16 protein-coding genes and 1 tRNA gene are annotated in these 19,669 nt (G+C 71.7%); 9 read left to right on the forward strand and 8 right to left on the reverse strand.

Features of this window, described 5'->3' with window-relative positions:
• Positions 1-70 precede the first annotated feature (70 nt).
• Entirely contained in the window at positions 71-1,054 is a 984-nt protein-coding gene (locus ACFXAZ_RS11305; protein WP_384587847.1) for an NAD(P)H-quinone oxidoreductase, read from the forward strand.
• A gap of 30 nt (positions 1,055-1,084) precedes the next feature.
• On the opposite strand, the gene ACFXAZ_RS11310 is transcribed toward ACFXAZ_RS11305, so the two are convergent.
• Entirely contained in the window at positions 1,085-1,534 is a 450-nt protein-coding gene (locus ACFXAZ_RS11310) for a hypothetical protein (RefSeq protein WP_384587850.1), read from the reverse strand.
• A gap of 281 nt (positions 1,535-1,815) precedes the next feature.
• Here ACFXAZ_RS11310 and ACFXAZ_RS11315 point away from each other — a divergent pair, with 281 nt between their 5' ends.
• Entirely contained in the window at positions 1,816-2,340 is a 525-nt protein-coding gene (locus ACFXAZ_RS11315) for a bacterial proteasome activator family protein (RefSeq protein WP_384587852.1), read from the forward strand.
• A 174-nt stretch (positions 2,341-2,514) separates the two neighbouring features.
• Here the strand turns inward: ACFXAZ_RS11315 and ACFXAZ_RS11320 are convergent, their stop codons facing one another.
• Positions 2,515-4,263, reverse strand: a complete 1,749-nt coding sequence (locus ACFXAZ_RS11320; protein WP_384587855.1) for a protein kinase — start codon at positions 4,261-4,263, stop codon at positions 2,515-2,517.
• Between the two features lie 501 nt (positions 4,264-4,764).
• Between ACFXAZ_RS11320 and ACFXAZ_RS11325 the strand changes: the two genes are divergently transcribed.
• Positions 4,765-6,342: a protein kinase gene (locus tag ACFXAZ_RS11325; RefSeq protein WP_384588031.1), complete on the forward strand. Its 1,578-nt coding sequence runs from the start codon at positions 4,765-4,767 to the stop codon at positions 6,340-6,342.
• Positions 6,343-6,498: 156 nt separating this feature from the next.
• On the opposite strand, the gene ACFXAZ_RS11330 is transcribed toward ACFXAZ_RS11325, so the two are convergent.
• Positions 6,499-6,936, reverse strand: a complete 438-nt coding sequence (locus ACFXAZ_RS11330) for a pyridoxamine 5'-phosphate oxidase family protein (protein WP_384587858.1) — start codon at positions 6,934-6,936, stop codon at positions 6,499-6,501.
• A 114-nt stretch (positions 6,937-7,050) separates the two neighbouring features.
• Positions 7,051-7,710, reverse strand: coding sequence for a response regulator (locus ACFXAZ_RS11335; protein WP_384587862.1), 660 nt, complete (start codon positions 7,708-7,710; stop codon positions 7,051-7,053).
• Positions 7,711-8,068: 358 nt separating this feature from the next.
• Here ACFXAZ_RS11335 and pdhA point away from each other — a divergent pair, with 358 nt between their 5' ends.
• The 3 genes from pdhA to ACFXAZ_RS11350 are packed head-to-tail and all read left to right on the forward strand — an operon-like array spanning position 8,069 to position 11,790.
• On the forward strand, positions 8,069-9,247 hold the full coding sequence (pdhA, locus tag ACFXAZ_RS11340; RefSeq protein ID WP_384587865.1) for a pyruvate dehydrogenase (acetyl-transferring) E1 component subunit alpha: 1,179 nt from the start codon (positions 8,069-8,071) through the stop codon (positions 9,245-9,247).
• A 1-nt stretch (position 9,248) separates the two neighbouring features.
• Positions 9,249-10,229 carry an alpha-ketoacid dehydrogenase subunit beta gene (locus ACFXAZ_RS11345; protein WP_384587868.1) on the forward strand — a complete coding sequence of 327 codons (981 nt, stop codon included), beginning with the start codon at positions 9,249-9,251 and terminating at the stop codon, positions 10,227-10,229.
• A gap of 10 nt (positions 10,230-10,239) precedes the next feature.
• Positions 10,240-11,790, forward strand: coding sequence for a dihydrolipoamide acetyltransferase family protein (locus ACFXAZ_RS11350; RefSeq protein WP_384587871.1), 1,551 nt, complete (start codon positions 10,240-10,242; stop codon positions 11,788-11,790).
• 205 nt (positions 11,791-11,995) lie between these two features.
• Here ACFXAZ_RS11350 and ACFXAZ_RS11355 read toward each other — a convergent pair whose 3' ends face one another.
• The 3 genes from ACFXAZ_RS11355 to ACFXAZ_RS11365 all read right to left on the reverse strand — a co-directional run bounded on the left by ACFXAZ_RS11355 (position 11,996) and on the right by ACFXAZ_RS11365 (position 15,442).
• Positions 11,996-14,329, reverse strand: a complete 2,334-nt coding sequence (locus ACFXAZ_RS11355; RefSeq protein WP_384587874.1) for a hypothetical protein — start codon at positions 14,327-14,329, stop codon at positions 11,996-11,998.
• A gap of 3 nt (positions 14,330-14,332) precedes the next feature.
• Positions 14,333-14,404, reverse strand: a tRNA-Glu gene (locus tag ACFXAZ_RS11360).
• A gap of 141 nt (positions 14,405-14,545) precedes the next feature.
• Complete coding sequence (locus tag ACFXAZ_RS11365) at positions 14,546-15,442, reverse strand: D-alanyl-D-alanine carboxypeptidase family protein (RefSeq protein ID WP_384587877.1); 897 nt, start codon at positions 15,440-15,442, stop codon at positions 14,546-14,548.
• Between the two features lie 237 nt (positions 15,443-15,679).
• Between ACFXAZ_RS11365 and ACFXAZ_RS11370 the strand changes: the two genes are divergently transcribed.
• Together ACFXAZ_RS11370 and ACFXAZ_RS11375 are read left to right on the forward strand one after the other, a co-directional pair.
• Positions 15,680-16,369, forward strand: coding sequence for a GntR family transcriptional regulator (locus ACFXAZ_RS11370; RefSeq protein WP_384587880.1), 690 nt, complete (start codon positions 15,680-15,682; stop codon positions 16,367-16,369).
• Positions 16,366-17,682, forward strand: a complete 1,317-nt coding sequence (locus tag ACFXAZ_RS11375) for a nitrate/nitrite transporter (protein ID WP_384587883.1) — start codon at positions 16,366-16,368, stop codon at positions 17,680-17,682. The genes ACFXAZ_RS11370 and ACFXAZ_RS11375 overlap by 4 nt, the downstream gene beginning before the upstream one ends.
• Positions 17,683-17,822: 140 nt before the next feature.
• Here the strand turns inward: ACFXAZ_RS11375 and ACFXAZ_RS11380 are convergent, their stop codons facing one another.
• Positions 17,823-18,647, reverse strand: coding sequence for a maleylpyruvate isomerase family mycothiol-dependent enzyme (locus ACFXAZ_RS11380; protein ID WP_384587886.1), 825 nt, complete (start codon positions 18,645-18,647; stop codon positions 17,823-17,825).
• A 215-nt stretch (positions 18,648-18,862) separates the two neighbouring features.
• Here ACFXAZ_RS11380 and ACFXAZ_RS11385 point away from each other — a divergent pair, with 215 nt between their 5' ends.
• The gene (locus ACFXAZ_RS11385) at positions 18,863-19,660 is read left to right on the forward strand and encodes a carbon-nitrogen family hydrolase (RefSeq protein ID WP_384587889.1); all 798 of its coding nucleotides are present in this window, start codon (positions 18,863-18,865) and stop codon (positions 19,658-19,660) included.
• The last annotated feature ends 9 nt before the right edge of the window (positions 19,661-19,669 follow it).

Here is a 19,669-nt window from a genome sequence, read left to right on the forward strand (position 1 = left end):
CCCACCCGCAGACCCCCGACTGTCGGCAAGCACGGTGGCAGCCGGAGCCGCTGGCGGTAGCGTCGGGCCCATGCATGCGATCACGATTTCTGAACCCGGTGGGCCCGAGGCGCTCGTGTGGGGCGAGGTCACCGATCCGGTGCCCGGCGAGGGCGAGGTGCTGGTCGATGTGGCGGCCAGCGCCGTCAACCGCGCCGACATCCTCCAGCGCCAGGGCTTCTACAACCCCCCGCCCGGCGCCTCTCCCCACCCGGGCCTGGAGTGCTCGGGCCGGATCTCCGCGCTCGGCACCGGCGTCTCCGGCTGGGCCGTCGGCGACGAGGTGTGCGCCCTGCTCGCGGGCGGCGGCTACGCCGAGAAGGTCGCCGTCCCCGCCGGACAGCTGCTGCCCCTCCCGGCCGGTGTCGACCTCACCCAGGCCGCAGCCCTCCCCGAGGTGACCTGCACGGTCTGGTCCAACGTCTTCATGATCTCCCACCTGCGCCCCGGCGAGACCCTCCTCGTGCACGGCGGTTCCAGCGGCATCGGCACCATGGCCATCCAGCTCGCCAAGGCCGTCGGCGCCCGGGTCGCCGTCACCGCCGGCACCAAGGAGAAACTGGAGCGCTGCGCCGAACTCGGCGCGGACATCCTCGTCAACTACCGCGACCAGGACTTCGTGGAAGAGGTCAAGAAGGCCACCGACGGGGCCGGTGCCGACGTCATCCTCGACAACATGGGCGCGAAGTACCTCGACCGCAACGTCCGCACCCTCGCCGTCAACGGCCGCCTCGCGATCATCGGCCTCCAGGGCGGCGTCAAGGCCGAACTCAACCTCTCCGCCCTCCTCGCCAAACGCGCCGCCATCAGCGCGACCTCCCTGCGCGCCCGCCCGCTCGGCGAGAAGGCCGCCATCGTGGCCGCCGTCCGCGAACACGTCTGGCCGCTCCTCGCCGCCGGCCGGGTCCGCCCCGTCGTCGACCGCGAACTGCCCATGAACGAGGCCCCGGCCGCCCACCGGGTGGTCGAGGACAGCGGCCACATCGGCAAGGTCCTGCTGGTCACGCCCTCCTGAATCCCCATCCCCCCATCCCCCCGGTCCCTCTCACCCCCGCCGCAGCCGCAGCCCCACGAAGGCGAGGCCGAGCCCGAGCCCGATCAGCACCAGCCCGCTCCCCAGCGGCAGGATCCGAGGCACGGGCCCGGCCCGCCGCCCACCGTCCCCCACTTCATCCGGGGCACCCGCGTCTCCACCCGTCCCATCGGCCCCGCCCTCCCCGTCCGGCCCACCCGGCTCCTTCACCGGAGCGGAGACCGGCGGGCTTGCCACCGGCACCTCGGGCACCCCGGCCGCCGTCTCACCCGCCGCCGTCCCGTCCAGCTCCCGCCCCGGCCGCTGCCGCCCCTCCCCGGGCAGACTCCCGGCCCGGCTCTCCCCGGCCAAGGTCCCGCTCCCGGTACCCGAAGGCCGGGGCCGCGCCCGCTCGGCATACGGGACCGGAGTGTCGTACGGCACCATCGCCCCGTACGCCACCATGGGCTCCGACGACGTCATGGGCTCGGACGACACCTCCGCGACCCTCCCGGCGCCCCCACCCGCATCGGTGGTGGCCACCGCCCCCCACCCCACCCCCACGCACAGCACCACCGCCCCGAGCCCCAGCCGCACCCGGGACCCGACCGCTGGCCTGGACGGCACGGGACGCGTCACGGGACAAGCGTCACATCCGGCGCACAGACCGGCATTTCCAAGGCGTCCGACAAGGCGAAGCGCCGGTTCGGCCCGCATGGGGGGCGGCACGGTGATGAGGTGTACGGGTGCGAGAGAATGACGGCATGGAAATGCCGAGAAACGATAGGTCGCCGGAGAACGCCCAGCGGATCCTGGTCGTGGGCCAGGACGGCATGGCGCTCGGCGGCGGAGACGACGAACCCCGAGAGATCCCGGTCACCGAGCAGGTCGAACAGCCGGCGAAGGTCATGCGGATCGGCAGCATGATCAAGCAGCTCCTGGAGGAGGTGCGCGCGGCTCCGCTGGACGAGGCGAGCCGGGTGCGGCTGAAGGAGATCCACGCCAGCTCGGTGAAGGAGCTGGAGGACGGCCTGGCGCCGGAGCTGGTCGAGGAGCTGGAGCGGCTCTCGCTGCCCTTCACGGACGAGGGCACCCCCTCCGACGCGGAACTGCGGATCGCGCAGGCCCAGCTGGTCGGCTGGCTGGAGGGCCTCTTCCACGGGATCCAGACCACGCTGTTCGCCCAGCAGATGGCCGCGCGGGCCCAGCTGGAGCAGATGCGCCGCGCGCTGCCCCCGGGCGTCGCGCCGGAGGGCGAGGACCCGCGCACGGGCGGCCCGTACCTCTGAGGGCCCCGACCCGGAATACCCCCGTAGACCAGTGACGACCAGTGACACCAGTGTCACCTCGGACAAAAGGCCCGGCGGCAACCCCGCCGGGCCTCGCTCATGACGCCATGACCTCACGCACGCAGCGCACGCAGCGCACGCGGCGCAGAGCCCGCCGCGCCCGCAAAGACTCCCCTACGCCGGATTCCCCGTGGACACACTCAGCTGGATCTCCGGCATGTCCTCCGGGTCCACGTCCGTCCCCGGCGCCGGGAACTGCTGCATGACCGCACCCTCGCCGTACGTGTTCTCGTCGACGCTTTCCAGCTTCTGCCCCCAGCCGGCCGCCTGGAGGCACTTCTTGACCGAGTCGATGTACTTGTAACGGAAGTCCGGCATCTGGATCTTGTCCGGGTCGTTGTACGCCTCCGCCGGCTCGGTGCACTCGGTGCTGTCGATCGTCTTGGCCGGGTCCGGCCCCCGGTAGCCCGGCTCCGCCGACGCCGACACGGACGCGCTCGCGCCGCCCGTCCCGGTGGGTTCGCCCCCGCCCGGGTCGCGCAGCGCGAGCGCCGTGACCAGCCCGCCGACCGCCAGCAGCGCGACCGCGACCGAACCGATGACCACCGGCCGGTTGCCCCGCCCCCCGCCGGAGCCGGGCGTGGGCTGCTGCGGGTTGATCCGGTACGGCGGCGGCGTCGACGGCGTGCCCGGCTGCGGGGCGTATCCCGCGGGCGGCGTCTGGTACCCGCCCTGCTGCGGATACCCGTACGCGGGGGAATGCGCGGGACCGGGCGCAGGGGCCTGAGCGCCGTAAGGATGCGGCGGCTGCTGCTGCGGCGGGACCGGCCGGTACGGCTGCTGGACGCCCCCGGGATGCCCCTGGAACCCCGCCTGCCCCTGGAACCCGGGCTGCCCCTGGAGCCCCACCTGCCCCTGGTGACCTTGGTACCCCGGGTGCCCCGGGGCGCCGCTCTGGTCGACCGGTGGGAAGACGGCCGCGCCGACGCCCGCCCCGCTCTGTCCGGGGGCGCCCGGCACGATGTTCGGCGGGGTGGCCTGGAGGGAGGCGGTGACCCGCAGACACTCGTCCCGCATCGATTCGGCGGTCGGGAAACGCTCGTTCGGGTTCTTCTTCAGCGCGCGGGTGATCAGCGCGTCCACGGCCGGCGGCAGCGCCCGGTTGACCGAGGAGGCGAGGACCGGCTCCTCCTGCACATGCGCGTACGCGATGGCCAGCGGCGAGTCCGCCTCGAACGGCAGCCGCCCGGTGACCAGCTGGAACAGCATGATCCCGACCGAGTAGAGGTCGGAGCGGGCGTCCACCCCGCGCCCGAGGGCCTGCTCCGGCGACAGATACTGCGGGGTGCCCACGACCATGCCGGTCTGGGTCATCGACGTCACACCGGACTGCATGGCCCGCGCGATGCCGAAGTCCATCACCTTGATCACATGGCGCTTGGTCACCATGACATTGCCGGGCTTGATGTCCCGGTGGACCAGCCCCATCTCATGGCTGATCTCCAGCGCCGCGAGCACATCCGCGGTGATCTTCAGCGCCCGGTCGGCGGGCATCGCGCCCAAACGCCGCACGTCCTCGTCGAGCACGGAACCGAGCGGGCGGCCCTCGACGTACTCCATGACGATGTACGGAGTCGTCATCCCGTCGACATCGTCCTCGCCGGTGTCGAAGACCGAGACGATATTGGTGTGCGTGAGCTTCGCCACCGCCTGGGCCTCGCGGCGGAACCGCTCACGGAAGGCCTGTTCGCGTCCGAGATCGGTGTGCAGGGTCTTGATCGCGACCTGCCGGTCGAGCACCGCGTCGTAGGCGAGATGGACCGAGGCCATACCGCCCTGGCCGAGCAGATCGCGCAGCTGATACCGCCCGCCCGCGAGCGCCCGCCCCGTGTACCGGCCCTGAGCGCCGTCCTGCTGGCTCATTTTTCCGCGTCCCCCATGGCCCCCACGCCGGCCCCCACGATCTCCATGGCCCCCGCGTCCCCCATGGTCCCCACGAATCCCATGACCCCCACGGCCCGCATGGCCCCACGTCCCCCGTCCGCACAGGCGGCAGCGGCCGTGCTCCCCGCGATCCACCGGTGATCGAATGTGTTATTCCCGGCCAAGTCTGCCCGAGGGCACTGACACGTCAAGTGAGGTGCCCGTTCCGTGACCGTACGCGGGGCAAGAGTCGCGCAAGCGTTACCGCGTCTCTACCGCCGGTGCACAGGATTTGCACGACGATATGGCCGCAAGGTTTCATGACCGGTCCCCCGGGAGGGCGGCACCGGGCCCGTACGGGCCCGTTCGGTGAATCCCCGCATCTCCGCGGGCCGGTCCGGGGCGCCCGTCTCGCACCGATGGCCTACGTGGAGGCTGTAGCGTGGCCGACGGAGACCGTGACAACACCGCGCGCACCGCGGGCAGAAACGACGGCGAGGACTGATGGCACAGCAGCGCGCTCAGGGCCCGTCCGACCCCGAGGCGGCGGGCGGCGGTATGTCGGACGCGCCGGACATGTGGGGTAACGGCGGATTGGTCGGCGATGGCCGGTACCGGCTGACCGGCAGGCTCGGCCGGGGCGGCATGGCCGAGGTGTTCGCGGCCGAGGACGTACGCCTGGGGCGGACCGTCGCCGTGAAGCTGCTGCGTTCCGATCTCGCCGAGGACCCGGTGTCCAAGGCCCGCTTCACCCGCGAGGCCCAGTCGGTGGCCGGGCTCAACCATCACGCCATCGTCGCCGTGTACGACTCCGGCGAGGACATGATGGGCGGCCAGAGCGTGCCGTACATCGTGATGGAGCTGGTCGAGGGGCGCACGATCCGTGATCTGCTGCTCAACGCGGAGGCGCCGGGCCCGGAGCAGGCGCTGATCATCGTCTCCGGCGTCCTGGAGGCGCTCGCCTACTCCCACCAGCACGGCATCGTGCACCGCGACATCAAGCCCGCCAACGTCATCATCACCGACAACGGCGCCGTGAAGGTGATGGACTTCGGCATCGCCCGCGCCCTGCACGGCGCGTCCACGACGATGACGCAGACCGGCATGGTCATGGGCACGCCCCAGTACCTCTCGCCCGAGCAGGCGCTCGGCAAGGCCGTCGACCACCGCTCCGACCTGTACGCGACCGGCTGTCTGCTCTACGAACTCCTGGCGCTGCGTCCGCCGTTCATCGGCGAGACCCCGCTGTCGGTGGTCTACCAGCACGTCCAGGACATCCCGACCCCGCCGTCCGAGGTCTCCGACGCGTCCCCGCCGGAGCTCGACGGGCTCGCCATGCGCGCCCTCGCCAAGGAGCCCGACGACCGCTTCCAGACCGCCGAGGAGATGCGCGGCCTGGTCCAGTACGGGCTCCAGATGCTGTACGACCAGGGCGGCCACACCGGCACCTGGAACACCGGCCCGGTGGCCGCCCACGACGGCCGGCACACCCCGCCGATGGGCACGGCCGGCACCGCGGTGCTGTCGCACCCCAGCGACGGCACCTCGCAGATCCCGCAGCCGATCATCCCGCCGTACGGCGGCGGCCGGGACGACGGCGGTTTCGAGGGACACGGCAACCGCGGGCGGGGCTCCGGCAAGCTCTGGATACTCGCGGTGCTCGGTGTCGTCGCGATCATCGCGGGCGTGGCCCTGGCGCTGAACAACGGCAACTCCACGGACGACTCCCCCGGCACCACCCAGTCGCCGACCACCTCGCAGACCAGCGAGGAGGAGAGCACGCCCAGCAAGTCGCCGAGCGACGAGGCAACGCAGCAGCCCACGGACCGCAACACGCAGCAGGAGGGCGGCGGCTCCGGCCAGGAGTGGGAGTACACCCCGTCCGAGGAGCCGTCGCACACGCCGTCGGAGGAGCCCACGAACACGGAGACGACGGACCCGGGGCCGACGGAGACCGAGACCACGGATCCGGGGCCGACGGAGACCGAGACGACGGACCCGGGAACGACGGACCCGGAGACCCCGGGGGGCTCGGAGCCACCGCCGACCACCGATGATCCGCTCAACCCCATCGGCTGACGGGCCGGGCGGTACACGATCGATCCCACGCGCGCGTGGCCCTGGAAACGGGCGCCACGCGCGCGTGGCGCGTTTTACGGCCCTACAGGCCGAACTGCCTGCACGGCCCTACAGGTCGAACTGCCTGCACGGTCACTGTCTGCACGGTCCTATGGCCTACGGGCCGAACTGCCTGCGCAGCCCGTCGTCCGTCGAGTGGACCGTGGCGAACTGGGGGGTCACGCTCAGATAGACCGGCTCATAGGGCCGGCCGTCGACCGCGCGCGGGGCGGGACCCAGGCGGTCGAGTTCGGCGGCGCTCGGATCGGCCGCCTCGCACGCGCCCACGACCTGCACGGACCACTGGCCGCCGGGTGACAGGGGACGGACCGGGTCCACGCTGTCGGCGCCGTAGGCGACGACCTGGCCCACGCACGCCTGGGGGTAGCCGTGCCGGCCGTGCATCCGCAGCAGCACCCGCCCACGGCTCACGATGTGCCGCGCGGGCACCAGAAAGGGCAGCGCGCGCATACTGGCCGCCACCCGGCCGTAGTCGATACGGCCGAGGAGATCGGTGGCGAGGGACATGTCGGCCGGCGCGTTCTCGGTGGGCATCTGACCACTGTGTGCGACGGGGAAGGGCCGGGATAGGGGCGGCGGCCCCGAGCGGGACGGGACGTAAGTCCCGAGCCGGACGAGCGGGACGAACCGGGGCAGGGGTCGTTCCGGTCAGTGCTTCTCGGCCTGGATGCGGGCGACATAGGCGGCGGCCTGGGAACGCCGCTGCATGCCCAGCTTGGCGAGCAGGCTGGAGACGTAGTTCTTGATCGTCTTCTCGGCGAGGTGCAACTGCTCGCCGATCTGCCGGTTGGTGAGCCCTTCCCCGATCAGGTCGAGGATGCGGCGCTCCTGGTCGGTGAGGCGGGCGAGGCGTTCGTCGCCCCTGGCGCCGCCGCCGTCGCGCAGCCGCTCCAGCACCCGCGCGGTGGCCGCCGGGTCGAGCAGCGACTTGCCGTCCGCCACGTCCCGTACGGCACTCAGCAGCTCGCCGCCCCGGATGGCCTTGAGGACATATCCGGAGGCGCCCGCCATGATCGCGTCGAAGAGGGCCTCGTCGTCGGCGTACGAGGTCAGTATGAGGCAGCGCACGGACCGGTCCCGGGAGCGGATCTCGCGGCACACCTCGACACCGCTGCCGTCCGGGAGCCGTACGTCGAGCACCGCCACATCCGGCCGGGTGGCCGGGATGCGGACCAGGGCCTCGGCGGCCGTACCGGCCTCGCCGACCACCTCGATGTCCTCCTCCACGGCGAGCAGCTCATGCACGCCACGCCGGACCACTTCGTGATCGTCAAGGAGAAATACCCTGATTTTTCCGTCTTCGTGCACGCGGTCAGTCTCACATACCAACTCTTCCCGCGCCCGGCCTGCGCGGGATAACGTGCCGTTGTCCCGACCCCCTGCGACGCTGTTGACCAGGACTTGTTCCCGTCTTTCCGGATTTACTTGGAAATCCAAGCAAAATCCCAGGTCAGATGGGGTTTCCCAGAAATGTGAAGCACTGGGTAACGTGAGCGTCGCGGGGTGCTCGCCGGGGCACCTGTCACGCCTGCTTCTCCGACCGGCCGCACACCACCCCGTGCACCGGCCGGACAGCAGGTGAGCCTCCCCCAGGCTCCCGAAAGGAGCTGGGGGGACCCCCAGCACCCGGCGAACCCGGGTACGCCGGACCGACGGAGGAGCACGAGTGACCGTGGAGAGCACTGCCGCGCGGAAGCCGCGACGCAGCGCCGGTACCAAGAGCACGGCCGGTAAGCGATCGACCCGGACGTCACCGGGGACCGAGCCCGAACTGGTGCAGTTGCTGACACCCGAGGGCAAGCGCGTCAAGAACGCCGAGTACGACCCGTACGTCGCCGACCTCACCCCCGAAGCCCTGCGCGGTCTGTACCGCGACATGGTCCTGACCCGGCGCTTCGACGCCGAGGCCACCACCCTCCAGCGCCAGGGCGAACTGGGCCTGTGGGCCTCGCTGCTCGGCCAGGAGGCCGCCCAGATCGGCTCCGGGCGGGCCCTGCGCGACGACGACTACGTCTTCCCGACCTACCGCGAGCACGGCGTCGCCTGGTGCCGGGGCGTCGACCCGACGAACCTGCTCGGCATGTTCCGGGGCGTCAACAACGGCGGCTGGGACCCGAACACCAACAACTTCCACCTCTACACCATCGTCATCGGCTCCCAGGCCCTGCACGCCACCGGCTACGCCATGGGCATCGCCAAGGACGGCGCCGACTCCGCCGTCATCGCCTACTTCGGCGACGGCGCGAGCAGCCAGGGCGATGTCGCCGAGTCCTTCACCTTCGCGGCGGTCTACAACGCGCCCGTGGTGTTCTTCTGCCAGAACAACCAGTGGGCGATCTCCGAGCCCACCGAGAAGCAGACCCGGGTGCCGCTCTACCAGCGCGCCCAGGGCTTCGGCTTCCCCGGCGTCCGTGTCGACGGCAACGACGTCCTCGCCTGCCTCGCGGTCACCAAGGCGGCCCTGGCGCGGGCCCGCGACGGCGAGGGGCCGACCCTGGTCGAGGCGTACACGTACCGGATGGGCGCGCACACCACCAACGACGACCCCACCCGCTACCGCGCCGACGACGAGCGGGCCGCCTGGGAGGCGAAGGACCCGATCCTGCGCCTGCGCCGCCATCTGGAGTCCGCAAACCACACGGACGACGGATTCTTCGCGGAACTCGAAGCGGAGAGCGAGGCGTTGGGCAGGCGAGTACGCGAAGTGATCCGGACCATGCCGGACCCGGACCATTTCGCCATCTTCGAGAATGTGTACGCGGACGGACACGCGCTGGTCGACGAGGAGCGTGCCCAGTTCGCGGCCTACCAGGCGTCGTTCGCCGACGCGCAGGACGGGGTCTGAGATGGCGGTCGAGAAGCTTCCCCTGGGCAAGGCGATCAACGCGTCGCTGCGGCATGCCCTGGAGTCGGACCCCAAGGTCCTCATCATGGGCGAGGACGTCGGCAAGCTCGGCGGTGTCTTCCGGGTCACCGACGGCCTCCAGAAGGACTTCGGCGAGAGCCGGGTCATCGACACCCCGCTCGCCGAGTCCGGCATCGTCGGCACCGCGATCGGTCTCGCCCTGCGCGGCTACCGCCCGGTGGTGGAGATCCAGTTCGACGGGTTCGTCTTCCCGGCCTACGACCAGATCGTCACCCAGCTCGCCAAGATGCACGCCCGCGCGCTGGGCAAGATCAAGATGCCGGTCGTGATCCGGATCCCGTACGGCGGCGGCATCGGCGCGGTCGAGCACCACTCCGAGTCCCCGGAGTCCCTGTTCGCGCATGTGGCGGGCCTGAAGGTGGTCTCCCCGTCGAACGCGTCGGACGCGTACTGGATGCTCCAGCAGGCCATCCAGAGCGACGACCCGGTCATCTTCTTCGAGCCCAAGCGGCGCTACTGGGACAAGGGCGAGGTCAACGCCGAGGCCATCCCCGGCCCGCTGCACAAGGCGCGGGTGGTCCGCGCGGGCACCGATCTGACGCTCGCGGCGTACGGCCCGATGGTCAAGCTCTGCCAGGAGGTCGCCGACGCGGCGGCCGAGGAGGGCAAGTCCCTGGAGATCCTCGACCTGCGCTCGATCTCCCCGCTGGACTTCGACGCGATCCAGGCTTCGGTGGAGCGGACCCGCCGCCTGGTCGTGGTCCATGAGGCGCCGGTGTTCTTCGGCTCCGGCGCGGAGATCGCCGCGCGGATCACGGAGCGCTGCTTCTACCACCTGGAGGCCCCGGTCCTGCGCGTGGGCGGCTACCACGCGCCGTATCCGCCGGCCCGCCTGGAGGAGGAGTACCTCCCGGGCCTGGACCGGGTGCTCGACGCCGTCGACCGCGCCTTGGCGTACTGAGGAGAGGGTCGTGACGACGATGACCGAAGGGTCCGTACGCGAGTTCAAGATGCCCGACGTGGGCGAGGGACTCACCGAGGCCGAGATCCTCAAGTGGTACGTCCAGGTGGGCGACACGGTGACCGACGGCCAGGTGGTCTGCGAGGTCGAGACCGCCAAGGCCGCGGTGGAACTGCCCATCCCCTACGACGGGGTGGTCAGCGGCCTGCACTTCCCCGAGGGCACCACGGTGGATGTGGGCACGCCGATCATCGCGGTGGCGGTGGCCGGCGCGGGGGCTCCTGCGGAGGCTCCCGAGGTAGCTGAGGTTCCCGAAGCTCCCGAGGTACCCGTCACCGCCGCCGAACCGGCGAAGCCGGAGGAGCGTCAGGCGGTCCTGGTCGGCTACGGGGTAGCGGCGTCCGCCACCCGCCGGCGTCCTCGCAAGGGCACCCCCGAGAGCGGGGGCGGTGCGGCGGCGATCCAGGGCGAGTTGAACGGCCATGGTCCGGCGACGCCGGTCGAGGCCCCACCGGCCGCCCAGGTGACTCCGACGACCCGCACGGCCTCGCCGGCTCGGGCAGCCGCGTCGGCTCCGCCGGACGTATCGGCCCAAGCGGCCCCCGCCCAGCGCCCGCTGGCCAAGCCGCCGGTCCGCAAGCTGGCGAAGGATCTGGGGGTGGATCTGACGACCGTGGCCCCGTCGGGTCCGGACGGCATCATCACCCGCGAGGACGTCCACGCGGCGGCGACCCCGCCCGCACCGGCCCCTGCCCCGCAGGCCCCGGCCCAGACTCCGCAGGCCCCGGCCCCGCAGATCCAGGTGCCGCAGATCCAGGCCCCGCGGCCACTGCCGTCCGCCCTCCCGTCGGCCGACTCCCCCCGCGAGACCCGCGTTCCCGTCCGGGGCGTCCGCAAGGCGACGGCGGCGGCGATGGTCGGTTCGGCGTTCACGGCGCCGCATGTCACGGAGTTCGTGACGGTCGACGTGACCCGGACGATGCGTCTGGTGGAGGACCTGAAACAGGACAAGGAGTTCACGGGCCTGCGCGTGAACCCCCTCCTCCTGATCGCCAAGGCCCTCCTCGTGGCGATCCGCCGCAACCCGGACATCAACGCGTCCTGGGACGAGGCGGCCCAGGAGATCGTGCTCAAGCACTACGTCAATCTGGGCATCGCCGCGGCCACGCCCCGTGGCCTGATCGTCCCGAACATCAAGGACGCCCAGGCCAAGACCCTGCCCCAACTCGCCCGGTCGCTGGGCGAACTGGTGTCCACGGCCCGCGAAGGCAAGACCTCCCCCGCGGCCATGCAGGGCGGCACGGTCACCATCACCAACGTCGGCGTCTTCGGCATCGACACCGGCACGCCGATCCTGAACCCCGGCGAGTCCGCGATCCTCGCGGTGGGCGCGATCAAGCTCCAGCCGTGGGTCCACAAGGGCAAGGTCAAGCCCCGCCAGGTCACCACCCTCGCCCTCTCCTTCGACCACCGCCTGGTGGACGGCGAACTGGGCTCCAAGGTCCTGGCGGACGTGGCGGCGGTCCTGGAACAGCCGAAACGGCTGATGACCTGGACCTAGGGGACCTTAGGGACGTTAGGGACCTGGGCAGAGCGGAAGGGCGGGCGGGGGGGGGGGGGCCCCCCCCCCCCCCCCCCCCCCCCCCCCCCCCCCCCCCCCCCCCGCCCCCCCCCCCCCCCCCCCCCCCCCCCCCCCCCCCGCCGCGAGCGGCGGCCGCGGCTCCCCGCCCCCCCCCCCCCCACGCGCGCCCCACCAGATTCATCCGTCAGCCGCTCCGGCCCCGCCGGTACCGCTCCACCAGCAGCCAGTGCCCGTCCGTGCTCCAGCCGACCAGGCTGTGGCCCTTGCCCTCGTCCGGGGTGCCGCCCTCGGCGGTCCGGTGGAGGCCGGTGAGGGCCGGAGCCAAGCGGTGGATGACGTGCGGGGCGTGGCGGGTGGCCTCCTCATACAGCCAGTTGAGGGTGTCGGACTGGTCCCGCGGGGTGCACAGGGACAGGTGGAAGATCAGCTGGCGCCAGGCGTAGGCCGTGTCCTTGATGGTGGGCAGGGGGCGCGGGTTGTTGTGGAGGCGGGCGGTCAGCCGGCAGACCGTGGTGAAGGAGCGGCGGGCCAGGTCGGGCCGGCCGGAGGTGATGCCCGCGCGGACGACCAGGGTCGCCAGATTGTGAGTGGTGAGGATCTGGGCCTGCTCGATGACCTTGCCGTTGCCGGGCACCGACCAGGAGGCCCGGGAGGAGACGCCGGGCTTGTCGCGGTTCGCGGTGGTCAGCGTGCCGTGGGAGGAGCGCTCGGCGCGTTCCGCGCACAGCAGGGCGAAGGACGGGGCGCCGCGCCGCCCGCGTGCACGGGAAGTCGCCGACGCGGAGAGGGCCCGGTGGTCGATGCCGTAGTAGCGGGCGTACAGGGTGCCGGACAGCAGGTCCGCCGCCACCTGTGCGGCCTCGGCGAACTTCGGGCTGAACGTGCCCATGAAGATGTCCGCCGCCAGCTCCTCCACCAGCGGGGCGTCCAGGCGGGCCGCCCGGGCGAGGACGGACAGCTCACGGATCAGCGGGTTGGGCAGGATCGTGCCCGGGAACGCCCGCACGGCCAGCTCGGCGAGCCGGCGCAGGGCGGTCGCCGAGATGTCGGACGCCCCGGTCCCCGAGCGCTCGCCGGCCACCGCCGCGACCCACGGCAGCTCCTCCACCCGTACCTGGTGCTCCAGGTTGAGCAGCAGCAGCGAGCGGCGATCGCGGAAGGCGCGGTAGCTCGCGGCGGCCAGGGTGCGCAGCGCGTGGTCCGGGTACGCCTGCGCGGTCGTCGCCGCCACCAACTGCGGGACCAGCTCCGCCAGCACCTCCGCCGACGGCACCACCCCTCGCTCCACCAGCGTGTCCAGCGGCGCGCTCAGCACGGACTCGACCGGCGCCCGCAGCACGGACGGCACGACCGTACCGGCGGGCAGGCCGCTCGCCCGCGCCTCCGCCGCGTCCAGCGGGGCCAGCAGCGGCCCGACCCGCGCCACCCCGGTGTCCTGCGGCAGTGCCGCGAGCCGGTCCACCAGCACCCGGGCCAGCGCGTGGTACGAGGGCAGCGCCCCCTGGGCCGCCTGGGCGCGGCGCAGCGCGGTGTGCGCGGCGGAACCGGGCAGCCCCCGGCGCCGTACCATCGCCGCCGTCACGCTGCGCAGCAGGCCCAGTTCGCGCGGCGGCAGCCGACGGCCCGAGACGGTCACCTCCAGCGCGGTGCGCAGCACGCCCAGGTTCTCGCGGGGCTTGAGATGCTTGGTGCAGTAGGTGTGCCGGGCGGCCAGGTCGCGATAGCGGGTCAGCAGCCGGGCGCCCTCCGCCAGCCAGTCGGCGTCCGGCGTACGGGCCAGGACCAGGCCGTCCTCGGCGGTCCTCAGCCAGTGCGTCAGCAGATCGTCGGCGAACGGGGCCCATACGGTGAGGGCCTCGCGCTGGGTCTCGATCGCCGTGTTGGGCCGACGCCGGGACAGCGCGTGCCGGGCGTCGGCGGCCGTGTAGCGGTGCACCGCGTCGGCGTCGGGGGCGGGTCGCTCCGAGGGGCGCGGCGTGAATCGCAGCCGGTCCGCGAACGGGGCCAGCTCCGCCACCAGGTCCAGCGCGGCCTCCATCTGCCCGGCCCGCGCCAGCCACGCCACCGTCAGCAGCGCCGCCTCCTCGGGTACGGCGATCTCGTACCGTCCGCTGTCCAGCAGCGCGCCGAGTCCGGCGAGACCGGGCTCGGTGAGGGAATGCTCGAACAGGGCGCGCCGCTCCGCCGGGATCCCGGCGCCGCGCGCGGCCTCCACCTCGTAGGGCTGGAGGGGTCCGCCCGCGCTCGGCTCGCCCGTGGCGAAGCCGCCGCGCACCACCTCGGGGGTGACCCAGACGGGCATCCCGGCCACCGGGGTCCGCGAACCGATCAGCAGCTTGCCGTTCGCCATCCCGGCCAGCACGGACCGCCACGCGCGGCTCTTGTCCTCGGCCCGGCGTCGGGTGTCGGCGTCGGGGTGGTTGCGGGCGGTCGCCAGGGCCTTGGCCAACTGGCCGTAGCCGTAGCCGGGACCGGCTTCCATGGGCCGGGGGCGCTGCTGCTCAGCGTTCTCGTTCATAAGCCGGCGTGGCGGGTGCCGCCCCCGCGCCCTCCGGGTGGAAAGCCCGGTGCTCTGCTGCTGAGCTACACGCCGTCGGTGGCCGCCGATGGACCGGCCGGCCTCCTCAGACGCTAGAGGCCGAACAGGCGGACGGACAAACGTATTTCCTGGGTACGGCATCGGGGGCCGTCACCTGCGTGGCGGGCCCCCGATGGCCGGTCGTTCGCGTCCGCGTCAGATCACGGCGAAGCCGTAGTCGAGCAGCTTCTTGGCGTCCTTCTCGCGCTGGGCGGCGGACGTGGAGGTCAGGACCGTACCGATGACGGTCTTGCCGTTTCTGGTCGCGGCGAACACCAGGCAGTACTTGGCCTGGGCGCCGGAGCCGGTCTTCACGCCGATGGCGCCGCTGTAGTTGCTGAGCAGGGTGTTGGTGTTGGTCCACGTGTAGTAGCGGTAGCCGCCGCTCTTCGTGGTCACCTTCTGCTTGGTCGACTTGGTCTTCACCACGGCGCGGAAGGTGCTGTTCTTCATCGCGTTGCTGGCGAGCTTGGTCAGATCGCGCGGCGTGGAGTAGTTCGAGCCGTTGCTGATGCCGTCGAACGAGTCGAACTTCGTGTTCGTCATGCCGAGCTGCTTGGCGGTGGTGTTCATCTTGCCGATGAACGACTTCACGCGCGCCGCCCGCGTCGAGCCGCTGCCGAACTTGTCGGCGAGCGCGTACGCGGCGTCGCAGCCGGACGGCAGCATCAGCCCGTACAGCAACTGGCGGACGGTGACCTTGTCGCCCACGATCAGCCGTGCCGACGAGGCGGTGTTGGCCACTATGTAGTCGCTGTAGGCCTTCTGGACGGTGACCTTGGCGTCCAGGTTGAGGTTCGGCTGCGCCAGCACGACCTTGGCCGTCATGATCTTCGTCGTCGAGCCGGTGGACCGCTTGACGTCCGCGTTCTTGCTGTGGAGCGTCTTGCCGTTCGCGTTGTTCATCACGTAGCCGCCCTGGGCCACGATCGAGGGCTTGGCGACGGCCTGCGCGGGTGCCGCGGAGAAGGCGGCAGCCGCGAGCATCGCGCCGGAGGTCACGGTGACCGCGACGGCTCTGCGAAGCCGAGTGCCTGGAATGCCGGTATTCAAGTGAAGTACCCCGATGAAGTTGAATTCCCCTGTGGTGCGGCCCTGGTGGAACTGGGGAAAGGAAGGGCCGCACGTGTCTGACTCACGGGACGGATCAAGGGTTGTACGTGAAATGAAAAAACTCTGAGAGCCGGTGTCCGGATACCTGAGGACCGGCGTCCGGATGCCCGGGAGATCCAGGGTCCGGATGATGGACGGGGCTCCCTGATGCGTACGTGTTGTATCTATCCTGTCGGCATGCCGTCCCTCGCCGCGCCCGCCGAGATCTCCCAGAAGGCCCACCAGAAGACCAAGCGGCCCCCCGCCGCCGACCGGGTGTACGCCCACGTCAAGGAAGGCGTCCTGGAGCGGCGTTACGAGGGCGGCGCACTGCTCACCGAGGGCGAACTGGCCGAGGCCGTCGGGGTGTCCCGCACTCCGGTGCGCGAAGCGCTGCTGCGCCTGGAGGCGGAAGGGCTGATCAGGCTCTACCCCAAGAAGGGCGCCCTGGTGCTGCCGGTCTCCGCGCAGGAGATCGCCGACGTCGTGGAGACCCGGCTGCTCGTGGAGGAGCACGCGGCGCGCAAGGCCGTACCCGCCCCGCCCGCCCTGCTCGAACGGCTGGCCGAACTCCTCGCCCGGCAGGAGGCGCAGGCCGCCGCCGGGGACCTCGCCGCAGCCGCCGTCACCGACCGCTCCTTCCACGCCGAGATCGTGCGCAGCGGCGGCAACGAGATCCTGTCCCGCCTCTACGACCAGCTGCGCGACCGCCAGTTGCGGATGGGCGTCGCCGTCATGCACTCCCATCCCGACCGGATCGCCAAGACCCTCGCCGAGCACGCGGAGATACTGGACGCGCTGCGCGCCGGTGACGCCGAGGAGGCCGTCGCCGTCGTCCACCGGCACGTCGGCTGGTTCTCTCATCTGGCCCGGGGTGAGGTGCGGTGAGCGCCGCCTCCGGATCGGCCGCCGCCGGTTCGCTCCCCGGCGACCCACCCGGCGGCCGACGCGCCGTCGCCGTCTGGTGCATAGGCGTCGCGGTCTACTTCGTCGCCGTCATCTTCCGTACGTCACTGGGGGTGGCCGGCCTCGACGCCGCCGACCGCTTCGAGGTGAACGCCTCGGCCCTGTCCGCCTTCTCCATACTCCAGCTGCTGGTCTACGCCGGTATGCAGATACCCGTCGGCCTGCTGGTCGACCGGCTCGGCACCAAGAAGGTGCTGGCCATCGGCGCCGTACTGTTCACGGCCGGACAGCTCGGCTTCGCCTTCTCCCCCTCGTACGGCACGGCCCTCGGCTCGCGCGCGCTGCTCGGCTGCGGTGACGCGATGACCTTCATCAGCGTGCTGCGGCTCGGCAGCCGCTGGTTCCCCGTCCGGCGCGGACCGCTCATCGCCCAGTTCGCCGGACTGGTGGGCATGGCCGGCAACCTGGTCTCCACCCTCGCCCTCGCCCCCCTGCTGGACGGCATCGGCTGGACCGCCGCGTTCGCCGGGAGCGCCGTCGCGGGTGTCGTCGTCCTGGTCCTGCTGCTGTTCTTCCTCAAGGACCATCCCGAGGGCCATGAGCCGGAGCCCCTCCCGCATCTGGGCGCCGCCTACGTCCGCCGCCAGATCACCGCGTCCTGGCGGGAACCGGGGACCCGGCTCGGGCTGTGGGTCCACTTCACCGCCCAGTTCCCGGCGATGGTGTTCCTGCTGCTGTGGGGGCTGCCGTTCCTGGTCGAGGCACAGGGGCTCAGCCGGGCCGGCGCGGGCGCGCTGCTCACCGTCGTGGTCCTGTCCAACATGGCCGTCGGCCTCGTGTACGGCCAGATCGTCGCCCGGCACCACGGCGCCCGGCTCCCGCTCACCCTGGGCACGGTCGGTGCGACGGCCGTCCTGTGGGCGGTGACCCTGGTCTGGCCCGGCGCGCACGCTCCCCTGTGGCTGCTGATCGTGCTCTGCGCGGTGCTCGGCGCGTGCGGACCCGCCTCGATGATCGGCTTCGACTTCGCCCGCCCGGCGAACCCGCCCGAACGTCAGGGGACCGCCTCCGGGATCACCAACATGGGAGGCTTCGTCGCCTCCATGACGACCCTGTTCGCCATCGGGCTGCTGCTCGACGCGTCCGGCGGCAACTACGGCGTCGCCTTCTCCGTCGTCTTCCTGCTCCAGGCACTGGGCGTCAGCCAGATGCTCCGGCTGCGCGGCCGGGTGGCCCGCATCGAACGGGAACGGCTGGTCGCCAGCCGGGTGGAGACGGTGCACGTGCCGGTGTGACCGACCTCATGCCGCACGGTGGTCACTGCGGCTCTGGGGGCGGCAGCCCCCAGACCCCGACCGCAACTCAACCGCTACTGCTACTGCTACTGCTACCGATACGGGTACCGGTGCCGCTACTCGTACTGCTCCGGCTCCTGCTACTGCGTGACGGTGAAGTTCCGCAGGATCGCCGCCGTCAGTTTCGGGTCGCCCTCCGCCTTCACCCGGTCGGCCACCGCCTCCGGGGTGACCCGGCCGCAGGCCAGCCGGACGTAGGTCTCCCAGTCGAGGCTGAGGGTGGCGGCGGGGCCGAGCGCGGGGGCGGTCTCCAGGGTGCCCCGCCCCTGGATGTCGACCCGGATCGTGCGCAGGAACTCGATCGGGCCGTGCACATCGAAGACGATCGCCGAACTGCGGGGCGCGTCCGCCTTGTCGGCGACGATCGCGGGCAGCGCGGCGAGCAGTACGTCCCGGGCGACCTGGGCGCCGGGGGAGTCGAGGTCGCCGGGGGAGCCCAGCGCCGCGCGCAGATCCTGCTCGTGCACCCACATGTCGAAGGCGTGGCCGCGCATCGACTTCTCCAGCGTCAGCTCCGCGCCCAGCGGCCCGCGCACCTTCGCGCCCGGATCGCGCGACTCGTTGCGCAACTGGCGGTTGCGGCGGATCACCATGTACTCCAGCTCGGACGTCATCTCCGGCGAGGTGTGATGCCGGCGGACGTCGACCTGCATCTCCATGTAGCGCTGGTGGTCGTTGGTGACGTGGAACAGATCGCGCGGCAGGGTGTGGATGGGGCGCGGGTCACCGAGCATCTCGTTGTTCAGGCCGATGACGTGGGACACGATGTCCCGGACGGACCAGCCCGGGCAGGGCGTGCGGCGGTTCCAGTCGGCCTCCACGAGTGGCACCACCAGCTCGGATATCGCTTCGATGGAGTGGGTCCAGGCGTCGGCGTAGGGCTGGAGGGTGGGATGCAGACTCACGGAACGGGACCCCTCGGCGGTCGTGTCACGGGCAGGTGGTGGCGGCATTGCCAGTGGGAGGTGGCTGTCGGCGGCGTCTCGGCCTCCCCCGGTTCTCGGCTGGACTCGAACCGGGGAAGACCCCCAAGTTACGCTGCTGGGAGTCAGCCCGGCAGTGCTTTCGTGTGACGATCGTAGGCCCGTGTGGACGGCTCGAATGCCAGGACGGTGGTAGTGTGCGCGCCTCTCTCCTCCAGATCGCTATTAACGAGGGCGAATCGGTCGAATCGCGTAGGGAACGGGTGGCTTCGCTGGTGAGGGCCCAGGCGGGGGCCGCGGATCTGGTGGTGCTGCCGGAGCTGTGGACCACCGGAGCCTTCGCTTTCGAGGAGTTCGGCCGGGAGGCCGAGCCGCTGGACGGGCCGACGTACGAGGCGATGGCGAAGGCGGCGGGCGACGCGGGTGTGTGGCTGCACGCCGGGTCGATCCCCGAGCGGGACCCCGAGGGGCCGCTCTACAACACCTCCCTCCTCTTCTCTCCTTCCGGTGAGCCGGCCGCCGCCTACCGCAAGATCCATCGCTTCGGCTTCGACAAGGGCGAGGCCGTCCTGATGAGCGCCGGGCGGGAACTGGTGACCGCACGGCTTCCGCAGACCGTGCTGGGGCTGGCTACCTGCTATGACCTCCGTTTCCCCGAACTCTTCCGTGGACTGGTGGACGCCGGGGCCGAGACCCTGGTGATTCCGGCGGGGTGGCCGGAGCGGCGGCGCGGGCACTGGACGCTGCTGGCTCAGGCACGGGCGGTGGAGAACCAGGCGTTCGTTCTTGCTTGTGGAACGGCTGGGACGCACGCGGGAGTTCCACAGGCCGGTCACTCGATCGTGGTCGATCCCTGGGGGGAGATCCTGGGTGAGGCCGGGGGTGGAGAAGAGGTGCTCCGGGTGGAGTTCGACCCGGCGAAGGTGGCACGGACGCGGGAGCAGTTCCCGGCGCTGAAGGACCGGGTACTGGGGGTTCGGGCGCCGGAGCGGTGAGGCGGGGCG

Origin of the sequence: Streptomyces sp. NPDC059477 (genome assembly GCF_042749375.1) — a bacterium.
Lineage (GTDB): Bacteria > Actinomycetota > Actinomycetes > Streptomycetales > Streptomycetaceae > Streptomyces.

Excerpts from the sequence above, each read along its gene's own strand:
- ACFXAZ_RS11305 (WP_384587847.1), top strand. The coding sequence starts at position 71 with ATGCATGCGATCACGATTTCTGAACCCGGTGGGCCCGAGGCGCTCGTG.
- ACFXAZ_RS11345 (WP_384587868.1), top strand. The coding sequence starts at position 9,249 with ATGGCGGTCGAGAAGCTTCCCCTGGGCAAGGCGATCAACGCGTCGCTG.
- ACFXAZ_RS11315 (WP_384587852.1), top strand. The coding sequence starts at position 1,816 with ATGGAAATGCCGAGAAACGATAGGTCGCCGGAGAACGCCCAGCGGATC.
- ACFXAZ_RS11355 (WP_384587874.1), bottom strand. The coding sequence starts at position 14,329 with ATGAACGAGAACGCTGAGCAGCAGCGCCCCCGGCCCATGGAAGCCGGT.
- ACFXAZ_RS11370 (WP_384587880.1), top strand. The coding sequence starts at position 15,680 with ATGCCGTCCCTCGCCGCGCCCGCCGAGATCTCCCAGAAGGCCCACCAG.
- ACFXAZ_RS11330 (WP_384587858.1), bottom strand. The coding sequence starts at position 6,936 with ATGCCCACCGAGAACGCGCCGGCCGACATGTCCCTCGCCACCGATCTC.
- ACFXAZ_RS11310 (WP_384587850.1), bottom strand. The coding sequence starts at position 1,534 with ATGACGTCGTCGGAGCCCATGGTGGCGTACGGGGCGATGGTGCCGTAC.
- ACFXAZ_RS11320 (WP_384587855.1), bottom strand. The coding sequence starts at position 4,263 with ATGAGCCAGCAGGACGGCGCTCAGGGCCGGTACACGGGGCGGGCGCTC.